This is a genomic window from Variovorax sp. RTB1, from assembly GCF_035018765.1.
GTDB lineage: Bacteria > Pseudomonadota > Gammaproteobacteria > Burkholderiales > Burkholderiaceae_C > Variovorax.
The window spans coordinates 58021-78387 of sequence record NZ_JASJXG010000012.1 but is presented as its reverse complement, the minus strand read 5'-3'; the positions used below and the strand labels follow the sequence as shown (position 1 = coordinate 78387).

General features: G+C 64.9%; 19 protein-coding genes, 1 pseudogene and 1 riboswitch. Of the genes and pseudogenes, 11 read left to right on the top strand and 9 right to left on the bottom strand.

Annotated features, from left to right (window positions below; genetic code table 11):
- Positions 1-163: 163 nt before the first annotated feature.
- Positions 164-406 carry a hypothetical protein gene (locus tag QN397_RS10440; protein WP_323496546.1) on the bottom strand — a complete coding sequence of 81 codons (243 nt, stop codon included), beginning with the start codon at positions 404-406 and terminating at the stop codon, positions 164-166.
- Here QN397_RS10440 and rpoD point away from each other — a divergent pair.
- Together rpoD and QN397_RS10430 are read left to right on the top strand one after the other, a co-directional pair.
- Positions 399-2627 (top strand): RNA polymerase sigma factor RpoD, encoded by a 2229-nt coding sequence (gene rpoD / locus QN397_RS10435; protein WP_323496547.1) that lies wholly within the window; start codon positions 399-401, stop codon positions 2625-2627. The genes QN397_RS10440 and rpoD overlap by 8 nt on opposite strands.
- A gap of 103 nt (positions 2628-2730) precedes the next feature.
- Complete coding sequence (locus QN397_RS10430; protein ID WP_323496548.1) at positions 2731-3960, top strand: multidrug effflux MFS transporter; 1230 nt, start codon at positions 2731-2733, stop codon at positions 3958-3960.
- A gap of 25 nt (positions 3961-3985) precedes the next feature.
- Here QN397_RS10430 and QN397_RS10425 read toward each other — a convergent pair whose 3' ends face one another.
- Positions 3986-4924: a LysR family transcriptional regulator gene (locus tag QN397_RS10425; protein WP_323496549.1), complete on the bottom strand. Its 939-nt coding sequence runs from the start codon at positions 4922-4924 to the stop codon at positions 3986-3988.
- 107 nt (positions 4925-5031) lie between these two features.
- Between QN397_RS10425 and hpaH the strand changes: the two genes are divergently transcribed.
- Genes hpaH through QN397_RS10405 form a run of 4 tightly spaced genes read left to right on the top strand, consistent with a single transcriptional unit; the run spans position 5032 to position 9183 of the window.
- Entirely contained in the window at positions 5032-5835 is an 804-nt protein-coding gene (hpaH, locus tag QN397_RS10420; protein WP_323496550.1) for a 2-oxo-hept-4-ene-1,7-dioate hydratase, read from the top strand.
- Positions 5836-5842: 7 nt separating this feature from the next.
- Positions 5843-7315, top strand: coding sequence for an aldehyde dehydrogenase family protein (locus QN397_RS10415; protein WP_323496551.1), 1473 nt, complete (start codon positions 5843-5845; stop codon positions 7313-7315).
- Between the two features lie 12 nt (positions 7316-7327).
- Entirely contained in the window at positions 7328-8236 is a 909-nt protein-coding gene (locus tag QN397_RS10410; protein ID WP_323496552.1) for an extradiol ring-cleavage dioxygenase, read from the top strand.
- Positions 8233-9183, top strand: coding sequence for a fumarylacetoacetate hydrolase family protein (locus QN397_RS10405; RefSeq protein WP_323496553.1), 951 nt, complete (start codon positions 8233-8235; stop codon positions 9181-9183). The genes QN397_RS10410 and QN397_RS10405 overlap by 4 nt, the downstream gene beginning before the upstream one ends.
- Here QN397_RS10405 and QN397_RS10400 read toward each other — a convergent pair.
- From QN397_RS10400 to thiC, 5 genes are read right to left on the bottom strand one after another with little or no spacing between them, the layout of a single operon-like run.
- Entirely contained in the window at positions 9140-10828 is a 1689-nt protein-coding gene (locus QN397_RS10400) for a bifunctional hydroxymethylpyrimidine kinase/phosphomethylpyrimidine kinase (RefSeq protein WP_323500849.1), read from the bottom strand. The genes QN397_RS10405 and QN397_RS10400 overlap by 44 nt on opposite strands.
- Positions 10825-11679, bottom strand: coding sequence for a thiazole synthase (locus tag QN397_RS10395; protein WP_323496556.1), 855 nt, complete (start codon positions 11677-11679; stop codon positions 10825-10827). Before QN397_RS10395 ends, QN397_RS10400 begins: the two co-directional genes overlap by 4 nt.
- A 16-nt stretch (positions 11680-11695) precedes the next feature.
- The gene (thiS, locus tag QN397_RS10390; RefSeq protein WP_323500848.1) at positions 11696-11983 is read right to left on the bottom strand and encodes a sulfur carrier protein ThiS; all 288 of its coding nucleotides are present in this window, start codon (positions 11981-11983) and stop codon (positions 11696-11698) included.
- Positions 11980-13017, bottom strand: coding sequence for an FAD-dependent oxidoreductase (locus QN397_RS10385; RefSeq protein WP_323496558.1), 1038 nt, complete (start codon positions 13015-13017; stop codon positions 11980-11982). The genes thiS and QN397_RS10385 overlap by 4 nt, the downstream gene beginning before the upstream one ends.
- 12 nt (positions 13018-13029) lie before the next feature.
- Entirely contained in the window at positions 13030-14925 is a 1896-nt protein-coding gene (gene thiC, locus QN397_RS10380) for a phosphomethylpyrimidine synthase ThiC (RefSeq protein WP_323496559.1), read from the bottom strand.
- Between the two features lie 79 nt (positions 14926-15004).
- Positions 15005-15107, bottom strand: a riboswitch (TPP riboswitch).
- A 169-nt stretch (positions 15108-15276) separates the two neighbouring features.
- Here thiC and QN397_RS10375 point away from each other — a divergent pair.
- The 3 genes from QN397_RS10375 (at position 15277) to QN397_RS10365 (ending at position 17009) form a co-directional block, all read left to right on the top strand.
- Complete coding sequence (locus QN397_RS10375; RefSeq protein WP_323496560.1) at positions 15277-16005, top strand: Coq4 family protein; 729 nt, start codon at positions 15277-15279, stop codon at positions 16003-16005.
- 22 nt (positions 16006-16027) lie between these two features.
- Positions 16028-16501, top strand: coding sequence for a C40 family peptidase (locus QN397_RS10370; protein ID WP_323496710.1), 474 nt, complete (start codon positions 16028-16030; stop codon positions 16499-16501).
- Between the two features lie 64 nt (positions 16502-16565).
- Positions 16566-17009 carry a universal stress protein gene (locus QN397_RS10365; RefSeq protein WP_323496561.1) on the top strand — a complete coding sequence of 148 codons (444 nt, stop codon included), beginning with the start codon at positions 16566-16568 and terminating at the stop codon, positions 17007-17009.
- A 14-nt stretch (positions 17010-17023) separates the two neighbouring features.
- Here the strand turns inward: QN397_RS10365 and QN397_RS10360 are convergent, their stop codons facing one another.
- Entirely contained in the window at positions 17024-17239 is a 216-nt protein-coding gene (locus QN397_RS10360; RefSeq protein WP_187052642.1) for a hypothetical protein, read from the bottom strand.
- A gap of 83 nt (positions 17240-17322) precedes the next feature.
- Entirely contained in the window at positions 17323-18285 is a 963-nt protein-coding gene (locus QN397_RS10355) for a helix-turn-helix domain-containing protein (RefSeq protein ID WP_323496562.1), read from the bottom strand.
- A gap of 192 nt (positions 18286-18477) precedes the next feature.
- On the opposite strand from QN397_RS10355, the gene QN397_RS10350 reads away from it, so the two are divergent.
- Both QN397_RS10350 and QN397_RS10345 read left to right on the top strand, forming a co-directional pair.
- Positions 18478-19548, top strand: coding sequence for a carbon-nitrogen hydrolase family protein (locus QN397_RS10350; RefSeq protein WP_323496711.1), 1071 nt, complete (start codon positions 18478-18480; stop codon positions 19546-19548).
- Between the two features lie 143 nt (positions 19549-19691).
- A pseudogene (locus QN397_RS10345) lies at positions 19692-20324 on the top strand (phenylacetaldoxime dehydratase family protein).
- The last annotated feature ends 43 nt before the right edge of the window (positions 20325-20367 follow it).

The following is a 20367-nucleotide window of genomic DNA, read 5'->3' as shown; positions in this document are numbered from 1 at the left end:
TCGCTATCAGCGAATTCGGCAAGAGCGACAGCAGCACCTCCGGTCCGGCCCCATGCGCAATGCACTCCCCTAGCGGGAACGGGCCAATACACCGCAAGGACTGCACACCAAATGTTCGCCCGACATCTTGCCGGTGTGCTTAGTTAGTTTGGCCCATGAGGATTCATTTCCTCTGTGCCCCCTTGTATGCCTGCACCGGGTCTGTGGTGCGCGTGTGATTCCGCTTGTTAATTCTTGATGTTCGAGGTTGTATGCCCAGTTCAAAGAAGCCTGCCGTGTCCGCCAGCCACCCCGCTGCTAAAAAACCGTTGAAGGCGACCATTGCACCCTCAAGTGCAAAGGTAACCAAAGCGGGTGCCGCCGCCTCAAAGCCGGCTGCCGCAACGAAAGTGAAAACAGTGCCCACGACCAAATCGAATCCTTCCGCCGACCTGAAGAAGCCCGCTGCAACCGCCGTAGCTGCGACGCCAGCCGCACCCGCTCCAAAGAAAGTGGGCCGTCCGCCCAAGGCAGCCGCTGCTTCAGGCGCGGCTGCACCCGCTGCCACCGGCGCCAAGCGCGGCCGAAAGCCCAAGGCTGGCAACGAAGCACCCACGAGCGACGTCGACCTGTCGGACATAGAGGACGATCTGGCCGGTGAACCCGTCGTGACGTCGACCGAAGAAAAGGTCAAGCCACTGCGCATGAAGATCAGCAAGGCGAAAGAACGCGCCTTGATGAAGGAGTTCGGCCTCGACGAGACCGTGCTGTCTGAAGAAGACCTGGCCAAGCGCCGGTCGCGCCTCAAGACCCTGATCACGCTCGGCAAGACCCGCGGCTATCTGACGCACGGAGAAATCTCCGACCACTTGCCCGACAAGCTGGTCGACGCCGAAACGATGGAAGTCGTGGTCACCATGCTCAACGACATGGGCGTGGCCGTTTACGAGCAGACACCCGATGCCGAAACGCTGCTGCTGAACAACACGGCGCCGACTGCCGCGACCGTCGAAGAAGCCGAAGAAGAAGCGGAAGCTGCCCTTTCGACCGTCGACAGCGAATTCGGCCGCACGACCGACCCTGTTCGCATGTACATGCGCGAAATGGGCACCGTCGAACTGCTGACGCGTGAAGGCGAAATCGAAATCGCCAAGCGCATCGAAGGTGGCTTGATGGCGATGATGGAAGCGATCTCCGCATCGCCCGCCACCATCGCCGAAATCCTGCGGCTGGCCAACGAAATTCGTGCCGGCGTGGGCAAGGCCGTCATCACCACCTTCGTCGACGGTTTCTCGAACCCCAACGAAGCCGACGACTATGTGGCCGAAGAAGACTTCGACGAGTTCGACGCTGAAGACGACGACGACGGCAAAGGCGGCTCCAAGGCGCTGACCAAGAAGCTCGAAGAACTCAAGCGCGATGCGCTCGAACGCTTCGACCGCATGGCCACGATGTTCGAAAAGATCCACAAGATCTACGAAAAAGAAGGCTACGGCACGCCGTCGTATGTCAAGGCGCAAGCGGCCCTGAGCGAAGAGCTTATGACCATCCGCTTCACCGCAAAGACGATCGAAAAGCTGTGCGACATGGTGCGCAGCCAGGTCGACGATGTGCGGAAGAAAGAGCGCGAGCTGCGCCGCATCATCGTGGACAAGTGCGGCTTTCCGCAGGACGACTTCATTCGCGACTTCAGCGGCTACGACAAGAACGGCAACCGCGTCGCCTCCCACCTGCTGAACCAGAAATGGGTCGAAAAGCAGGCGGCATCCGGCAAGCCATGGAGCGTGGTGCTCGCGCGCAACATCCCACCGGTGCAGGAACTGCAGCAAAAGCTCGCCGACATCCAGGCGCGCGTCGTGGTGCCGTTGCCTGAGCTGAAGGACATCAACAAGCGCATGAACGAGGGCGAATATTCGTCGCGCGCCGCCAAGAAGGAAATGATCGAAGCCAACTTGCGCCTTGTGATTTCCATCGCCAAGAAGTACACCAACCGCGGCCTGCAATTCCTCGACTTGATCCAGGAAGGCAACATCGGTTTGATGAAGGCGGTCGACAAGTTCGAATACCGTCGCGGCTACAAATTCTCGACGTACGCGACCTGGTGGATTCGTCAGGCCATCACGCGATCGATCGCCGATCAGGCCCGCACCATCCGTATTCCGGTGCACATGATCGAGACGATCAACAAGATGAACCGCATCAGCCGGCAGCATCTGCAGGAGTTCGGATTCGAGCCCGATGCATCCATCCTGGCCGCCAAGATGGAGATCCCGGAAGACAAGATCCGCAAGATCATGAAGATCGCCAAAGAGCCGATCTCCATGGAAACGCCGATCGGCGACGACGACGATTCGCACCTGGGCGACTTCATCGAGGACAGCAGCAACACGGCGCCGATCGAGGCTGCCATGCAGGCTGGCCTGCGCGACGTGGTCAAGGACATCCTCGACTCGCTGACGCCACGCGAAGCCAAGGTGTTGCGCATGCGCTTCGGCATCGAGATGAGCACCGATCACACGCTCGAAGAAGTCGGCAAGCAGTTCGACGTGACGCGTGAGCGGATTCGCCAGATCGAAGCGAAGGCGTTGCGGAAGTTGAAGCACCCGAGCCGTTCGGACAAGCTGCGTTCGTTCATCGACACGCTCTGACCCCGCGGATCCCGTTACAAGGATCTCGAGCCAAAGCGCCCGCTGCGCCCTTCACAGGGTGCCGGGCGCTTTTTTTATCGCACGACAACAAAGAGAGACAAGCATGAATCCGGACGCCGCCAAACTCTGGCAAGCCCCCCGATGGGCGCTTGCCGCGCTGCTGGCTGTGCTCGGCATGGTTGGGCCGTTTTCGATCGACACCTACATCCCGGCGTTCTCGGGCATCGCGCAATCGATCGGGGCGACGCCTGTCGAGATGCAGCAGACGCTGTCGGCGTACCTCTTCGGCTTCGCCTTCATGAACCTGTTCCACGGTGCGCTGTCGGACAGCTTCGGGCGTCGGCCGGTCGTGCTGTGGGGTATGGCGGTGTTCACGCTCGCGTCGCTCGGCTGTGCGCTGTCGCAGAATATCGGCCAGCTCGTGCTGTTCCGCGCGCTGCAGGGCCTGTCGACCGGTGCCGGCATCGTGGTGTCGCGTGCGGTGATTCGCGACATGTTCCCGCCCGCCGAGGCGCAACGCGTCATGTCGCAGGTCACGATCTATTTCGGCGTCGCGCCGGCCATTGCGCCCATCGTCGGCGGCTTTTTGTTCGTGCACCTGGGTTGGCACAGCGTGTTCTGGTTTCTGGTGGCGGTAGGCTGCGTACTGTTTACCGCCAACTACAAGTTGCTACCCGAGACGCTGCACGTAAGTCATCGGCAGCCATTCGAGTTCAAGCACCTGATGCGCGGTTATTGGGACTTGTGCTCTGACCCGCGCTTTCTGCTGCTTGCGCTGGCCAGCGGCGTGCCGTTCAACGGCATGTTTCTTTACGTGCTCGCTGCACCGGCTTTTCTAGGTGACCATTTGCAGCTCGCGCCGACGCAGTTCTTCTGGTTCTTCCTGCTGACCATCGGCGGCATCATGTCGGGCGCATGGGTCAGCGGCCGTATGGCCGGCAAGGTCACACCCAAAAGGCAGATTCGCGACGGCTTCCTGATCATGCTGGTGACGTCGATCGTCAACGTGGCGGCCAACGCCGTCTTTGCGCCGCACGCGGCCTGGTCGCTGTGGCCGATCGCCTTCTTCGCGTTCGGCTGGGCACTGATGGTGCCGGTCGTCACGCTGCTGGTGCTCGACCTGCATCCCGAACGCCGCGGCATGGCGTCGTCACTGCAGGCCGTGATCGGCTCGACTGCCAACGGCATCGTCGCTGGCGTGATCGCGCCGCTCGTCATGCACTCGCCATTGGCGCTTGCGGTGACGTCGATCCTGATGCTGTCCATCGGGCTCGTGGCGTGGGTCTGGCTGCATGGCCGCTGGCCGGAGATCGGCCGGCGCATCGCGGTCTGAACAGACTGACCAAGGCGCAGGCAAGTCACCCGCGCCTGGACGACGGCGTGAAGCGCGGGCCTTCGGCCTTCATCCACTTTTCCAGCGCTTCCGCGAAGCCTGCAGACGCCGGTGACGTCACGCGGCGCAGCGGCCGGTACAGGCAGACGTGGCGCATGACTTCGGGTGCAGTCACACGACGCATCACCAAACCCCAGCGCTCACCCGCCCACACGCCGACATAGGCCGGTGACAGCGTCGCTGCCAAGCCCGCCGCGGCAATGCCGAGCGCAGTCGAGATGTTATCGACCACGTCGATTGGCGTGATGCGCTCGTCTTCCGGCAGACCGAGCCGCATCTGCGCCACGCTGCGTTCATGGTCGCGGCCAGCGGTAACGAGCGCATGCGCGCGCAGGTCGCGCCAGCGCAGCGTGCGCTTGGTGGCGAGCGGGTGGTCCGGCGCACACCACAACACCCAGGGACTTTCGAACAGCGGCACGCGCTGCACGTCGTCGCCGGTCGGCCTGTCAGGACCGATCGCCAGATCGACATCACCGCTCGCGACCATCTCGACGAGTTGCTCGACCGCGGCATCTCGAATGCGGACTACGACCTTGGGCCGCAGCCCTGCGTAGTCGCGGATCGCGCGCGGCAGCATGGCGCTCGCGATGACCATCGGCGCCGCCACGCGCACCAGGCCGGCGGCGCGATTGCGCAGATCGGCGGCCGCGGCTTCTGCCAAGCGAAGGTGCTTGAGCACGGGTTCGATGGCGCCGAGAAACTCCTTGCCTGCTGCGGTCAGCGCGACGCGGCGCGTGCTGCGCTCGAACAACTTGAAGCCGGCAGACGACTCGAGTTCGACGACGAGTTGACTCACTGCCGATGGCGTGAGCGCCAGTCGATCGGCCGCGGCAGTAAAGCTGAGCGTGTCGGAAACGGTGGTGAATGCGTCGAGTTGGCGCAGTGTGTAGCGGGGCAATGGCATCGTTCGATTATCCAGCCCAGCTACGCAATCGACCCAAAAGCATCGATTGTCTTCATGGCCGCTAGCAGGGAGACTTGCGACCGTTACAACGAACGAGAGACAACGCAATGCTCGACCACGCGACACACAAGACGCTCGCGCTCGCGCTGCACGAATCCGAACGCAACCGCGTGCAGGTCGAACATTTCTCCAAACGCTATCCGGCGATGGAGATCGCAGACAGCTACGCCATACAAAGGGAATGGGTCGCCCTCAAGCTGGCCGAAGGTCGCACCATCAAGGGCCACAAGATCGGCCTTACATCGCGCGCGATGCAGGTGTCTTCGAACATCACCGAGCCGGATTACGGCGCGTTGCTCGACGACATGTTCTTTCGCGAGGGTGCCGACATTCCGGCCGCACGATTCATTCTTCCGCGCGTCGAGGTCGAGCTCGCCTTCATGTTGCAGCGCGACCTGCGTGGCCCCAACGTCAGCATCTTCGACGTGCTCGCAGCGACCGACTACGTGGTGCCCGCCATCGAGATCATCGATGCGCGCATCGAGCAGGCCGATCGCATCACAAAAGTACCGCGCAAGGTGTTCGACACCATCGCAGACAACGCAGCCAATGCCGGCATCGTCATGGGCGGACGGCCGGTCAAACCCGATGCGGTCGACCTTCGCTGGTGTGGCGCCCTGCTCTACAAGAATGGGGTCATCGAAGAGTCGGGCCTGGCGGCTGCCGTGCTCAATCATCCGGCCAACGGCATCGTGTGGCTGGTCAACAAACTGGCAGAGCACGACGAAGGATTGAAGGCCGGCGAAGTCGTGCTGGCCGGCTCTTTCACGCGGCCCGTGGCCGCGGCGGCGGGCGATGTTTTTCACGCCGACTACGGCCCGCTCGGCGCCATCGCATTTCGATTCGTCTGAACCCGCCATGACATCCATGATCCACGTCGCGGGTATCCACGTCTCGCCCGACCACTACATCGACGGCCAGCGCGTCGCATCGACCGAAACCTTCGAGCTACGCTCGCCGATCGACCAGCGCGTGCTGGGCCATATCAGTGAAGGCAGCGATGCCCAGGTCGACGCCGCCATCACGGCAGCGCAGCGCGCATTCCCTGCCTGGGCCGCACTTGGCGCCGAAGGCCGCAAGCCCATCCTCGACCGCTTCGCCGACGAAATCGGCAAGCGTGCAGACGCCTTCTGCATGCTCGAATCGAACGATGCCGGCGTGCTGCTGTCGCGCATGAAGCATGGCGTCGTGCCACGCGCGATGCTCAACATCCGCTGGTTCGCCGAGCACGCACTGACGTTGCAAGACAGGCCGATCGATACCGAGCAGGCGACGCACATCGTGCGGCACGATGCGGCCGGCGTCGTCGCCATCATCACGCCGTGGAACGCGCCGCTGATGCTCACGACCTGGAAGCTCGGTCCGGCGCTGGCCGCGGGCAACACGGTCGTCGTCAAGCCGCCGGAATGGGCGCCGCTCACCTGCTCGATGCTGGCCGACGCGGCCCATGCGGCTGGCCTGCCGCCGGGTGTTCTCAACTTCGTGCAGGGCGCGGGCGCAACCACGGGCGCGCGTCTGGTGAGTGATCCGCGACTCGCGCGCGTTTCGTTCACGGGATCGGTCGGCACGGCCAAACGAATCGCGCAAGCCGCTGCGGCCAATCTCGTGCCATGCAGCCTCGAACTCGGCGGCAAGTCGCCCTTCATCGTGCTCGAAGATGCCGACCTCGACGGCGCGGCTGCGACGGGTGCGCTGATGTACCGCAACGCCGGTCAGGTGTGTCTCGCGGGCACCCGCTTTCTCGTCCACTCGAAGGTCGCCAACACCTTCGTCTCGCGCATGCGGGCGCATGTCGAACAGCTGACCGTCGGCGATCCGCGCGAGGCTGCAACGGAAGTCGGCCCCATCATTCATCCGCGCCAGGTCGAGCGCGTGAAAGCGTTCGTCGAACGTGCCGTAGCCGACGGCGCCGAGTTGCTGTGGGGCGGCGCAATGCATCCGTTCGGCGCGCAGTATTTCCAGCCGACCATGCTCACTCATGTGAAGCAGGATTCGGAGATCGTGCAGAACGAAGTCTTCGGCCCGGTGCTCACGCTGCAGACCTTCGACGACGACGCCGAGGTCATCGCGATGGCCAACGGAACCGACTACGGCCTCGGCGGTGTCTGCTACGGAGAGGTGGCGCATGCGACCGCCATTGCCATGCAGGTCGCGACCGGTTTCATCTGGGTCAACTCCTTCGGTATCCGCGATCTGGCGGCGCCGTTCGGCGGCATCAAGCGCTCCGGTGTCGGACGCGAAGGTGGCGACTGGAGCTTCGAATTTTTCTGCGACGTGAAAGACGTCGTGGTGCCGAAGAAGCCTTTCAAGGCCAGCTTCAGCCACCGTTGAAAGGAGAACGACATGGCACAGATCGTCGGCGCCGCACTGGTGTCGCACCACCCCGGCTTGATGCAGGACGACGACTTCCGCGTGAAGATGGGCGACGGCGCGGACTCGGACCTGATCGCTGGTTACCAGCGCCTGCGCGACCGCATCGACGCGGTACGGCCCGACACCTTCGTGCTGTTCGATACGCACTGGTTCACGACCGGCTATCACCTCATCGACGGCGGTGCGCACATGCAAGGCACCTACACATCCGACGAGATGCCCTGGTACCTGCACGGCCAGCACTACGACTACCGCGGATCGCCTGCGCTCGCGGAGCTCATCGAAGAGGTCGCGGTGGAACAGGGCGTGATGAGCAAGGCGATCTATGACGAAGCGTTGCCGCGGCACTACGCGACCATCAACGTGGTCAACAAGCTTGTGCACGGTGAGCGGGTGGTGTCTGTCAGCACCTGCCAGAACTGCCAGCCGCGCCACTACCTCGAGTCGGGCCGCGTTGTCGGCGAGGCGATCCGGCGCATGGGCGCCGACATCGGCGAGCGCGTGGTGCTGCTGGCTTCAGGGGCGCTGAGTCACAAGTTCAATGAGATCGACTGGGTGCAGAAACATCCGCGGATGTACCACGAGGCCAACGTGTCACGGCCATCGAACGTGGCGGCCGACAAGGAAGCGATCGCGCTGCTTGCGCAAGGACGGCACGACCTCGTCCTCGACCAATGGGACAGCAAGTTTCGCCCGCTGCCGTGGGAAGGTTTTGGCGGCCATTACCTGCAGATGATCGGTGCGCTCGGTGGCGCCGATTGCCGCAGCAAGGGGACCGCGTTGTCCGACTACGAGAACGCACGCGGTACCGGCAACGTCCACATGTGGTTCGACATCGAGACCACCGAGGCGAAGACAACGCAAGAGGCTTTGGCATGAGCAAGTACCTGCACGAATTTCCGTTCGCGGAACTGCCAGCGGTGATGCGCGGCCCGCGGGTCGAGCGCCGCCGTGTGCTGAGCCATGGCTCGCCATACTGGGGCACCGTGATCGACGGCGACACGCTGCGACTCGACGACGGTCGCGACGTCGCGCTGGCCGATGTCACGCACCTGCCACCGTGCGAGCCGACCAAGATCATCTGCGTGCACCTGTCGTACAGCTCGCGCGGCATGGAGACGCGCAACAAGGCCAAGCCGACGGAGACGCCGACCTATTTCACCAAGCCGCCGACCGCGATGAACGCGCACGGCGGTGAACTCGTGAAGCCTGCCGACTGCAGCTACCTCAACTACGAAGGCGAGCTCGCCGTCGTCATCGGCAAGGTATGCCGCAACGTGACGCCCGACGAAGCCTGGGACTACATGCTCGGCTTCGCACCGGCGCTCGACATGGGACTGCAGAACTTTCGCGACACCGACCAGGGCTCGATGCTGCGCGTGAAGGGCGCCGACGGGATGCTACCGATCGGCCCGGGCCTGGTGACCGGCGTCAACATCTTCGACCAGACCTTGCGCACCTACCGCAACGGCCTGCTCGTTCAGGAGGCCCACATCGGCGACGAGATGGTCTGGGGACCGCACTACATGGTGGCCGACATTGCACGCCACATCACGCTGATGCCCGGCGACGTGGTGCTGACCGGCACGCCGTGCCATTCACGATCGGTCGATCCGGGCGACACCGTCGAAGTGGACATCACGGGCATCGGGCGGCTGACCAGTCATGTGGTCGCGGGCTCGGTGCCACGCGCTTCTGCCCTCGGCGTCGGCCACGCACCGACCGATTCAGACGAAGTGCGGCGCGTGGCGATGGGTCACGATCCGCGGGTGCCGGATCGCTTCAAGGACAACTACCGGGCGGCGGCGCAAGTCCCCAACCGTTAGGCAGGCTCGGGTGCGGCAGGGGCAGCAGCGACTCTTGCTGAGCTTGCTCCGGTCGCTTGTGCTTCTTCAATGCCGTGGTTGCGACGCCTTCGCGCAATGCCGTCGCCAGCACCGGCACGGTGGTCGTCGCGTCGACACCCAACGCGCGCACGACGCACACGCCCGACACACCGCACGCGGCCGCCTCACTCACCTGCCCCGGCTGCAAGATGCCGCCAATCGCAACGACTGGCGCACCGGCCATGGCGTTCCACCAGCGCAGGTTGTCCAGCCCTTGCGGGCGCCACGGCATGTCTTTGGTGAGCGTCGGCCACACCGGCCCGCACGCCACGTAGCGCGGCGCCAGGGCACGGGTCCGGCACAGCTCCCACAGACTGTGCGAACTGATGCCGAGTGCGAGTCCACTGCGCAGCAGCTCGCCGCGACCCGCCTCACCCAGCGCCAGTAAGTCGTCCTGCCCGAGATGCACGCCGCTGGCGCCCAACTCCTGCGCCAGCGCCCAGTGGTCGTTGATGAACAACTCCGCCTTCGCCGCGCGGCAAGCCGCCACGCTGCGCGCGATTTCGTCGCGCAGCATCGCCGTCCAGCGCGCGTCGGGCGCTTGGGCTGGATTCGCGGCATCGAACAGCGGCGGCGTCTTGATGCGCAGTTGCACCGAGCGCACACCGGCGGCCAGCACCTGTCGCACGCGTTCGGCGCTGTCGACGATGGCGTAGAGACCCAGCAACGGATCGTCGCTGCGGCGTGGTGCCGCGAAGCAGGCCGCCTCGCCCCACGACATGCGCGGCAACAGCGCAGGGTCGGCGTGAAAGCTCGGCCGTGCGATCACAGGTCCTGCGCCGGTGCCTGCCGCATGACCGCTTTGGAGCGCCTGCGTGGTCGCCATCTTCGCAAGGACGAGCGCATCGGCCGCGACGTAGCCGAGTGCCAACGCTGCGGCAACACTGCTCGCGAAAGTGCAGCCGGTGCCGTGGTTGTGCGTCGTGTCGACACGCGGCGATGCGAGCCAGCCGGCGGCGTGCTCGGTGTCGATCCAGTCGAGTGCCTCACGCTGCGCACTCTGCACATGGTCCGTGCTGTCGCCGCCGGTAATGCAAGCCGCCGCAGCGCCGCACGCGCGCAGTCGTCGGGCGAGTGCCGGCACGTCGCTGCGGCCAGCGTCATCGCTATCGCCAAGGCCGCTGTCTTGCGCCTCCAACAAACGATGCGCCTCGCGCACGTTCGGCGTGACGACCGTGGCGCGCGGCAGCAGCAGCGCACGGTAGGCCTGCAACACGGCCGCGTCGGCGAACGGCGCGCCACTGCTGGCCGCCAGCACCGGGTCGACGACCAACCCGACCGGGTGATCGCGGCGCAGCCGGTCGATCCAGCGCGCCACGCATTCGATCTGCGCCACACCGCCCAGCAAACCGGTCTTGATGACCAGCGGCGGCATGTCGGCAGCGAGTGCTTCGAGTTGTGCGTCGAGCCACGCGACCGGCAGCGGCTCGATGCGCGCGACGCTGCGCGAGTTTTGCGCGGTGACAGCCGCCACCACCGGACACAGGTGCACGCCGAAGGCATCGGCGGCGCGCTGATCGGCTGCCAGCCCCGCGCCGCCGCCGCTGTCGGTGCCGGCGATGCTCCAGATCACCGGCGGCCTCATCGCGCGACCTCGCCGATCAGAAATGGTTGCCCACCCACCGGCGTGCTGGCGACCGCGAAGTCTTGCCGTGCCATGACGCCGGCTTGCCAGCCACCGCGCCCGGCCTCGACGGCATGCCGAAACGCACCGGCCATTCGCACCGGGTCGCGCGCTTGTGCGACCGCAGAATTCAACAGCACCGCGTCGAAGCCCATCTCCATCGCCAATGCCGCGTGCGAGGGCGCACCGAGGCCGGCGTCGACGATCAACGTCGCGTCGGGCAGCCGCTCGCGCAAGGTGCGCAGGGCCCAGGGGTTCAACAGCCCCTGCCCCGAGCCGATCGGCGCGCCCCACGGCATGAGCACGGCGCAACCCGCATCGAGCAATCGCCGGCAGGTGACGAGGTCGTCGGTGCAATACGGCCACACTACGAAGCCGTCGCGAACCAGCGTCTGTGCAGCGACCAGCAGTTCGGCCGGGTCGGGCTGCAGCGTGTGCTCGTCGCCCACGACCTCCAGCTTGATCCACCGGGTGTCGTACATCTCACGCGCCATGTGCGCCAGCGTGACCGCGTCGCGTGCGGTGCGACAGCCGGCGGTGTTGGGCAACAGGCGGGCGCCCTGTCGCAGCAGTGCCTCGCGCACGATCGTCATGAAGCCGTTGTCGCCACCGCCGCCATCCGTTCTTGCCATCGCCCGCTTCAGGCCGACGGTGACGACCTGCGTACCAGCGGCAGCGATGGCGTCGCGCAGCGTGTGCGGCGATGGATAGCCGGCCGTGCCGAGCAAGAAGCGGCTGCGCATCTGCACGCCATCGACCGTCCAGAAGTCGTCGGATGCAGTGGCGGCGGGTTGCGTGGGTTGTTCTGTCATCACAAGTCTCCCCGGCTCAGCCGCCGACGATGGGTTGAAAAAACAGCACGACATCACCTCTTTGCAGCACGCGCCGGTCGCGTTGTCCGCGCGGCACGAAGTCGCCGTTGATGGCCGTGCCCATGGCCAGCGGCGCGTGGCCCAGCGACTGCATCAATGCAGCCAGCGTCATGCCGGCAGCGACTTCGCGAGGTGCACCGTCGAGTTGCACGGTGATCGTTGCGATGGGCTTGCCGGTATGCATGTCGGTTTGGGTGGCGTCGGTCACGCGGTTCAGGTCGTTCATGTCAGTCATGTCGTTCATGCAGCAAGCGCCTCTTCCACCAACGCTGGCGCCAGCAGCCAGCCATGCCTGAACAGTCCGTTGATGCGCACCAGTCCGTCGCGCACTTCCACCACCGGCGCATGGTCCGGTAATGCGGGTCGCAGGTTACGGTCGAGCCGCAGGATGCGGGCTTCGGCGAGCGCGGGCAGGATGCTGTGCGCCGCGGCCATCAACTCGACCGCGCTTTGCAACGACACCGGCGAACGGTCTTCGCTTTCGATCTCGCTCGCGCCCACGACGACAACGTCACCGGGCCGCGGCACGACATAGACGCGGTGCCGAGGATGCAGCAGTCGGACGGGCCGCGTCAGCCCGAGTCCCGGCGCATGCAGCCAGACAGTTTCACCACGAACGCCGCGCACCGGCAAGGCGGGCCGCGCGCCCACGCCGCGCACGTCGAACACCGTGTCGAAGCGCTGCCAGCCGAGTCTCTCGACGTGCAGGGCGCCGGGCTCGAGGTCGGTCACGCGGCGCTGCCAACACCAGCGCACACCGGCCGCGCCGTCGTGCAGTGCCGCCATCGCGGCGGCAGCGTCGATCTGCGCTTCACCCGGCAGCAGCCATGCATGCGCCACGCTGGCGAGCGCCGGTTCGAGCGCTGCCAATGCGGCTGCATCGAGAGTCTCTGCCGGCATCAGCCCGGCGACTTCGTGGTTGCCAAGGCGGGCGAGCACGCGCTCGGCGCTGCCCTTGTCGGCGCGGTGCGCGAGCATCAGACTGCCGCGTTCCGCGAAGTGCGGCGGCCCCGGAAGCTGCCGCACGATGTCGCGCCAAAGCCCAATGGAACGCAGGCCCCGCACGGCGATGTCGGCGGTCGCGTTGTCGAGTTCGGCCAGCGGGCTCAACATGCCGGCCGCGGTGAAGCCGGCGGCACCCTGGCCGTTGAAGCGCGCTACCGCGTCGTCGGCCGGATCGAACACCGTCACCGCATGGCCGGCGCGCGACAGCTGCCAGGCGAGCAAGCGCCCGAGCAGCCCGGCACCGGCGATGCCCATGCTTTTGGCGTGCGCCATGGAAGGCGCCACTCAGGCCTGCGGCACGATCGGAATGTAGAGCTCGCCGCCGGCTGCCTTGAACTCGCTTGACTTGCTGGCCATGCCCGCATCGAGCGCCTGTGTTTCGGTCAGGCCGCGCAGTGCCGCGAACTCGCGCACCTCCTGCGTGATCTTCATCGAACAGAATTTCGGGCCGCACATGGAACAGAAGTGCGCGACCTTGCTGCTGTCTTTGGGCAAGGTCTCATCGTGGAATTCGCGAGCGGTGTCGGGGTCGAGACCGAGGTTGAACTGGTCCTGCCAACGAAAGTCGAAGCGCGCCTGCGACAGCGCATCGTCACGCGCCCGTGCGCCGGGATGGCCCTTGGCCACGTCGGCCGCGTGGGCTGCGATCTTGTAGGCGATGATTCCCTGCTTCACGTCGTCGCGGTCCGGCAGGCCCAGGTGTTCCTTGGGCGTGACGTAGCACAGCATGGCGGTGCCGGCCCAGCCGATCATGGCGGCGCCGATGGCGCTCGCGATGTGGTCGTAGCCCGGCGCGATGTCGATGGTCAGCGGCCCGAGTGTGTAGAACGGCGCTTCGTGACAGGTCTTCAACTGCTCGTCCATGTTGGCCTGGATCAAGTGCATCGGCACGTGGCCCGGTCCTTCGATCATGGTCTGCACGTCGTGCTTCCAGGCGATTTTGGTGAGCTCGCCCAGCGTGTGCAGTTCGGCAAACTGGGCCTCGTCGTTGGCATCCGATGCGCAGCCCGGGCGCAACGCATCGCCCAGCGAAAAGCTCACGTCGTAAGCCTTCATGATGTCGCAGATGTCTTCGAAGTGCGTGTAGAGAAAGCTTTCCTTGTGGTGCGTGATGCACCACTTGGCCATGATCGATCCGCCGCGCGACACGATGCCGGTACGCCGCCCCGCCGTCAGATGGATGAAGCCCAGGCGCAGTCCGGCATGGATGGTGAAGTAGTCGACGCCTTGTTCCGCCTGCTCGATCAGCGTGTCGCGGTAGATCTCCCAGGTGAGGTCTTCGGCCACGCCGTTCACCTTCTCGAGCGCCTGATAGATCGGCACGGTGCCGATCGGCACCGGGCTGTTGCGCACGATCCAGTCGCGCGTGGTGTGGATGTTGCGGCCGGTCGACAGGTCCATCACGTTGTCTGCGCCCCAACGGATCGACCACACCAGCTTTTCGACTTCTTCCTCGATGCTCGAGGTGACTGCCGAATTGCCGATGTTGGCGTTGATCTTGACCTTGAAGTTGCGCCCGATCGCCATCGGCTCGACTTCGGGATGGTTGATGTTGCCCGGGATGATGGCGCGGCCACGGGCCACTTCGTCGCGCACGAACTCGGGCGTGATGATCTTGGGAATGTTCGCGCCCATCGGGTTGCCGGCGAGGCGTTTTTCGCGCGCCGCATCGGCCATGTACGGCGCCATCCATTCGCGCTTGCCGTTCTCGCGCAACGCGACGTATTCCATCTCGGGCGTGACGATGCCGCGCCGCGCGTAGTGCATCTGCGTCACGTTGCCGCTCTGGCCGGCACCGGTGCGGGCGCGCCGTGGCGTGCGTTGCAACGAGGCGGCGCCGGCACGCAATTCGGCAATGCGCTGGGCATCGCGGTCGGCATGCGTCGCCCCGTCGTCCAGCGCCAGATGCAGGCGGCCTTCATAGCTTTCGGTGTCGCCGCGCTCGGCCACCCACATATCGCGCACGCTCGGCAGTCCGCGGCGCACGTCGATGTCGATCGTGGCATCGGTGTAAGGGCCGGAGGTGTCGTAGAGCGAGACGCGCTCGCCATTGGTTAACGCCACCTCGCGCACCGGCACGTTGAGGTCTGGGCGGCTGCCGGCGATGATGCCTTTGGTGGAAGCGGGAAAGGGTTCGCGGGTGAGCGCGAGAAGAGACGCGAACTTGTCGATGGCATTCATGCGGGGCACTCCTGGTTGCAAGACAACGGGTGCTCCGCGATGGCTCCGGGACAGCGCCCGTCATCGGCGGACGGGCACACAGGGGAGTCGCAGCTCTTCTTACGCTGGTATGAACCAGATCAAGTTCGCGGGTTCGGACTGACCATCTCAGCACGCGCTTGCGTGCACCCCGAAGCGGGGCCGATTCTGGGCATGGTGCGCGCGGAAGTCAACCAGCAATGCCCCGCCTGACGGTCTTCCACCGCAACGTTGGGGCGGTGAAAATAAGTCCTGCCCGGAGACCGCGAGACTGCACGGTGTCTCCTCAGTGACTTCTCAGTGATTGCGCTGTGGGCTGTTCAAGAAAAAACCATGACGACTTCAGCATCTCCCACACCGTACAAACGCGACTTCCCGACAGCGTTCGGCGCCATTCGCAAGCTGCTCGCCGATGGCAACGACACGACACAGGTGTTCGTCATCATGCGAGCGCTCAACGGCCCGGCACCGCGCCATAACTACGCTCGCTTGATGCACACGCCGGCTGGCAGAAAGCTTGCCTACCGCCGCGTCGAACTAGCGGAGCGATTCTCCGATCCGGCCTTCATCGCGAGCTTTGCGCCGGGCACCGTCGGCGCCGAGTACCGCGCGTTTCTTGAACGAACCGGATACAGCGCCGCCGGTCTGGCAGAGATATCCAATCTCAAACGTGAGCCGCTGGTCGAAGACCCTTACGCATGGAGCGCAAGGCGCACGCGCGACGTGCACGACATCTGGCACGTGCTCACCGGCTACAAGGCCGACGAGAGTCTGGGTGAAGCGGCGCTGGTCGCGTTCAGCTTCGCCCAATCGGGCGGACTGGGCTGGGCCTTTATTGCGTTGGCTGCCTCCTTGAAGAGTCTGCGCGTGACTGGAAATTCCGTGTTCGCGCGTGCGGTGATCGAAGGCTGGCGCAACGGCCGCAAGGCGGCGTGGCTACTGGGTGAAGACTACGAGTTGCTTTTGCACGAGCCGCTCCCCGCAGCGCGCGAACGCCTCGGCATCGCGCCTCCGACCCGCTATGTGTCGGCGCAAGGCGTGCTGGCCGAGCATCTCGCCTGATGGCGCTCGTTCGATGACGCCTATGCGGCGGCTGCCCGGCTCGGCGCTTCTCCTGGCCGCCGCATTGCTCGCGGGTTGTGGCAGTCAGCAAACTTCAGCGCCCCGCGCGCCACGCGCCGCGCTGTCATCGGAGCAAGCCAACGACATCGCGATCCATGCACTCGGTCTGGTCGGTACGCCCTATCGATATGGTGGCAATACGATCGAAGGCGGCTTCGATTGCAGCGGCCTCATCGGCTATGTCTACCGCTCCCGCATGGGCGCCACGCCGCCGCGCACGGTGGCGCAACTCTCCGACTTCGGCGATCCGGTAGCGACACGCGAACTCCGCTCCGGCGACATGGTGCTTTTCGGAAGCGGAAGGCCGACGCATGCCGGCATCTACGTCGGTGAAGGGCGCTTCGTGCATGCGCCTTCGACTGGTGGTGAAGTACGGCTCGACCGGCTCGACGGTCCTTACTGGTCGCGGCAGACGCTCAAGGTGCGGCGGCTTTGATGTGCGTCAAACCCGATGACATCGCTCGGCCGCAAGATCGCGCCAGACACTTGAGGATCGATCCATGTTCAAACGCATTCTTGTAGCCACCGACGGCTCTACGTTGTCGAAGAAGGCCGTGCGCGCTGCCATCACGCTGGCGGCGCTGCACGACGCGCAACTGGTCGCGCTGACCGTCGTGCCGCGCTATCCGACGAGCTACCTCGATGGCGCGATGGCGTTTTCTGCCGAGGAGATCGCAACCACCGAAAAGCGCTGGGCCGACTCCGCGCAAGCCGTGCTCGACGACATCGTTACGGCCGCCGAGGCCAAAGGCGTGGACATCAAGACCGCGACCATGAGTTCCGATCAGGTGGCCGAATCGGTGATCCGCGCGGCACGCAAGCATCGCAGCGAGCTGATCGTGATGGCATCCCATGGCCGCAAGGGGTTGAAGCGGTTGCTGCTGGGCAGCGAGACGCAGCATGTGCTCACGCACTCTTCTCTGCCGGTGCTGGTGCTGCGCTGAAGCTCATCTGAACATCAAGGAAGCAACCGCTGCCACAACGGCTTGCGCTTTGGCTCCAACGCCTCCAACGTCCCGTTGATGGTCGTGGCGCCGGCGAAGCGACGTCGCGCTTCCTCCTCGTGCGCTTGCGCCACATGACGTGCCCCCTCGTCGCCATGCATGACCGCGCGGCGCCAGTTCAAGGTGCGCGCGATGAGGTCTTGATCTGTGAGTTGGTCGGGTTGTGTCATGCCCGGATTGTCAGTTACATATTAGTTACAAATAGGGAACTTTCGCACGGCTGAGGGCTAAAAGCGGGCTGTGCGCCTCAGCGTCATTGCATCCGTGAATTACGCCACTCGCGCGGTGACCGACCGAAGCGCTCACGGAACGCGCGGCTGAAATGCGCGGCGTCGTTGAAGCCTCGCGCATAGGCGATTTCGCCTACGGGGCGCCCCGCCAGTCGTGGCTCGAGCAGGTCTTTGCTGCATGCTTCGAGCCGGCGTTCCCAGATGTATTGCGAGGCGGTGAGCGGCTCGCTCTTGAAGACCCGATGGATGTGGCTGGCCGACACACCGAGCTCGGCGGCCAGGCTGCTCACGGACAACGTCGGGTCGGCCAGTTGCTCGTCGATGCGGCGCTTCACGCGCGCCAAGTGATAGGCCGTCAGATTGCTGAGGCCGGGTGCGCGCGCCGCCGGCAAGGTCTGCAGACCCGCGACAAGAATGCTCTGCACGCCGTTGGCCACGGCGAGCGCTGAAGCCGGCTGCAAGGTGTCGATGTCTTCTCGCAGCGTCCGAATCATGCCGAGCAACAGGTGCCCGGCGCCTTCACGGCCGGACACCGTCGTGGCGGTCAGTGTTTCGGTGTTGCGCAGTTCGCTGCGCAGACGCTCGCCCGGCAGCTTGAGCACGATCTGCTCGAACGCATCGTCGAAGCGCAACTCGTAGGGCTGAGTGCTGTCGTACAGCGCAAAGTCGCCGGCCGACAGCACCGCGTCGCGGCCGTCTTGCCGCACCACCCCTTTGCCCTTCGCCTGGATGCTCACCAGAAAATAATCGTCCGACGAGCGCGCAATGTGGCCTGCGGTGCGTGTCACGTTCTGTGCGCTCGACGTCACCACCGACACGTCGAGGCTGGGCAGCGTGTGCTGCCGGATGCTGCCTTCGAAATTGCCTGCCTCGTCCGGGCGCACCGGATCGCATCCGAGCTGCACGTAGACGTTGCAGATCATGTCGGTCCAGTACGCGAGTCGCTGGTTGCGGGGAACCGCGTCGGTGCTGAGCAATTGATTCATGGATAAGTCCCGAAGTGCGCTCCAGAAGTGCGTTCTCGAAATGCGTTCTGCCACGCTGGAACAAGAACGCCGCGCGTGTCGGACAAAGTGTTTGCTGGCGGCGAACTTACGCTTCAAGCAACCCGCATGCCATCGCGCAAACCCGAAGCGCACGGCGCGGCCGATCCTTCCAACCCGCCAGGAGAAACCAACATGCCCCGTGCTGCCCATCCCAAGTTTCGCGTCGCTGCCGTGCAGGCGGCGCCGGTGTTCCTCGACCTCGACGGCACCATCGACAAGACCATCGACCTGATGGCCGACGCTGCCGCGCAAGGCGTCAAGCTCATCGCGTTTCCGGAGACCTGGCTGCCCGGCTATCCGTGGTGGATCTGGCTCGATTCACCAGCGTGGGGCATGCAGTTCGTGCAGCGCTACAACGACAACTCGCTGGTGGTCGGCTCACCCGACTTCGACCGGCTCCGCGATGCGGCGCGCAAGCACAAGATCTGGCTGTCCACAGGCTACAGCGAGAAAGCTGGCGGTAGCCTCTACATTGCGCAGATGCTGATCGACGACCAGGGCAACACGGTGCAGACGCGCCGCAAGCTCAAGCCCACGCACGTCGAGCGCACGGTGTTCGGCGAAGGCGACGGCTCCGACCTGACGGTGTGCGAAACAGCGATCGGCAATATCGGCTCGCTCTGCTGCTGGGAGCATCTGCAACCGCTCAGCAAGTACGCCATGTACGCGCAGAACGAGCAGATCCATTGCGGCGCATGGCCGAGCTTTTCTCTCTACCGCGGCGGCGCATACGCGCTTGGAGCCGAGGTCAACAACGCGGCAAGCCAGGTCTACGCGGCGGAAGGCCAGTGCTTCGTGATCGCACCCTGTGCCACCGTGTCGCCGGCGATGAGCGACCTGCTGTGCACCGACGCGGGCAAGAAGCAGATGCTGCTCACCGGAGGCGGCTTTGCGCTCATCTACGGCCCGGACGGCTCGCCAATGGGAACCAATCTCCCGGAAGACCAGGAAGGCCTGGTCATCGCCGACATCGACCTCGGAATGATCTCGCTCGCCAAGGCGGCGGGGGATCCGAGTGGGCACTACTCGCGACCCGACGTCACGCGCCTGCTGTTGAACAAGACACGGCGTGAGGCGGTGGTTTTCGAGCGGACGGCCGAGCGCGAATCGGGTGCGTTCGAGGTGGCTGCGCCGGTCGCCCCTTCGCCCGCCGTTGCCGCGGAATCCATCTTGCAGAGCGCGCGCGTCCCGCTCGCTGCCTGACCGGAACCGAGCCACGGAGCAACGCATGGAGTCCGCCATCGCAGAGCATTTGAAGTGTCCGCGTACACGGCATCGCCGGGTCGAGGACGACTACGCACCGCCCTACCCCGATCGCATCGCCGCGTGTCGAGCACTACGAGACCATGTTCAACACGCCCGATCGCTTCGAAGGCGTCGGCATGGTCATGGGCGAACTCAGCGGCGAACTGCAGGAGCACGGCTACTGGGGCTCGATGCGCGACCGCATTCCACTGTCGCAGACCGATGCGATGTCGCCGTCGGGCTCGCGCGCGGTCGTGGCCGGAGCGCCGCTGCCAGGCCAGCGCGTTTGAGTCGCTGGTCACCAGAACATCGCGATGATCCGCTCCGGTCAGGAATGGACCGACACCGCGGGCACGGAACGCACGATGTATGTCGAAGAAATGGAGCCCGTGTTGCGCGAAGGCATGGACTTTCTGCGCGACCGGGGTTTGTCGATCGGCTGCTACAGCAACCGCTACATGACCCATCTCGACGCCGCGGGTGCGCCACTGCAAAAGTCGTTCGGTCTCAGCTATTGGCGGTCATTGGCAGACATGGAACGCTGGGCCGAATCGCATCCGACGCACGTGGCGATCTTCGGCGGCTTCATGCGCTACGTGCAGGCGCTCGAGTTCCAGGTCAAGCTGCGCGTGTATCACGAGGTCTCGGTTTTGAAGGCGGACGAGCAGCGCTACGAGTACATCAACTGCCATGCACGCACCGGACTCATGAACGGCTTGCAACATGCGAGTTGAGTAGACAACGAAAGGCCCGCCGTCTTGCGAGGGCGGGCCTTTC

What these genes read in the sequence shown, in the direction of transcription:
- QN397_RS10430 (WP_323496548.1), top strand. Translation starts at nt 2,731, where the DNA reads ATGAATCCGGACGCCGCCAAACTCTGGCAAGCCCCCCGATGGGCGCTT.
- QN397_RS10425 (WP_323496549.1), bottom strand. Translation starts at nt 4,924, where the DNA reads ATGCCATTGCCCCGCTACACACTGCGCCAACTCGACGCATTCACCACC.
- hpaH (WP_323496550.1), top strand. Translation starts at nt 5,032, where the DNA reads ATGCTCGACCACGCGACACACAAGACGCTCGCGCTCGCGCTGCACGAA.
- QN397_RS10415 (WP_323496551.1), top strand. Translation starts at nt 5,843, where the DNA reads ATGACATCCATGATCCACGTCGCGGGTATCCACGTCTCGCCCGACCAC.
- QN397_RS10410 (WP_323496552.1), top strand. Translation starts at nt 7,328, where the DNA reads ATGGCACAGATCGTCGGCGCCGCACTGGTGTCGCACCACCCCGGCTTG.
- QN397_RS10405 (WP_323496553.1), top strand. Translation starts at nt 8,233, where the DNA reads ATGAGCAAGTACCTGCACGAATTTCCGTTCGCGGAACTGCCAGCGGTG.
- QN397_RS10400 (WP_323500849.1), bottom strand. Translation starts at nt 10,828, where the DNA reads ATGAGGCCGCCGGTGATCTGGAGCATCGCCGGCACCGACAGCGGCGGC.
- QN397_RS10395 (WP_323496556.1), bottom strand. Translation starts at nt 11,679, where the DNA reads ATGACAGAACAACCCACGCAACCCGCCGCCACTGCATCCGACGACTTC.
- thiS (WP_323500848.1), bottom strand. Translation starts at nt 11,983, where the DNA reads ATGAACGACATGACTGACATGAACGACCTGAACCGCGTGACCGACGCC.
- QN397_RS10385 (WP_323496558.1), bottom strand. Translation starts at nt 13,017, where the DNA reads ATGGCGCACGCCAAAAGCATGGGCATCGCCGGTGCCGGGCTGCTCGGG.
- thiC (WP_323496559.1), bottom strand. Translation starts at nt 14,925, where the DNA reads ATGAATGCCATCGACAAGTTCGCGTCTCTTCTCGCGCTCACCCGCGAA.
- QN397_RS10375 (WP_323496560.1), top strand. Translation starts at nt 15,277, where the DNA reads ATGACGACTTCAGCATCTCCCACACCGTACAAACGCGACTTCCCGACA.
- QN397_RS10370 (WP_323496710.1), top strand. Translation starts at nt 16,028, where the DNA reads ATGCGGCGGCTGCCCGGCTCGGCGCTTCTCCTGGCCGCCGCATTGCTC.
- QN397_RS10365 (WP_323496561.1), top strand. Translation starts at nt 16,566, where the DNA reads ATGTTCAAACGCATTCTTGTAGCCACCGACGGCTCTACGTTGTCGAAG.
- QN397_RS10360 (WP_187052642.1), bottom strand. Translation starts at nt 17,239, where the DNA reads ATGACACAACCCGACCAACTCACAGATCAAGACCTCATCGCGCGCACC.
- QN397_RS10355 (WP_323496562.1), bottom strand. Translation starts at nt 18,285, where the DNA reads ATGAATCAATTGCTCAGCACCGACGCGGTTCCCCGCAACCAGCGACTC.
- QN397_RS10350 (WP_323496711.1), top strand. Translation starts at nt 18,478, where the DNA reads ATGCCCCGTGCTGCCCATCCCAAGTTTCGCGTCGCTGCCGTGCAGGCG.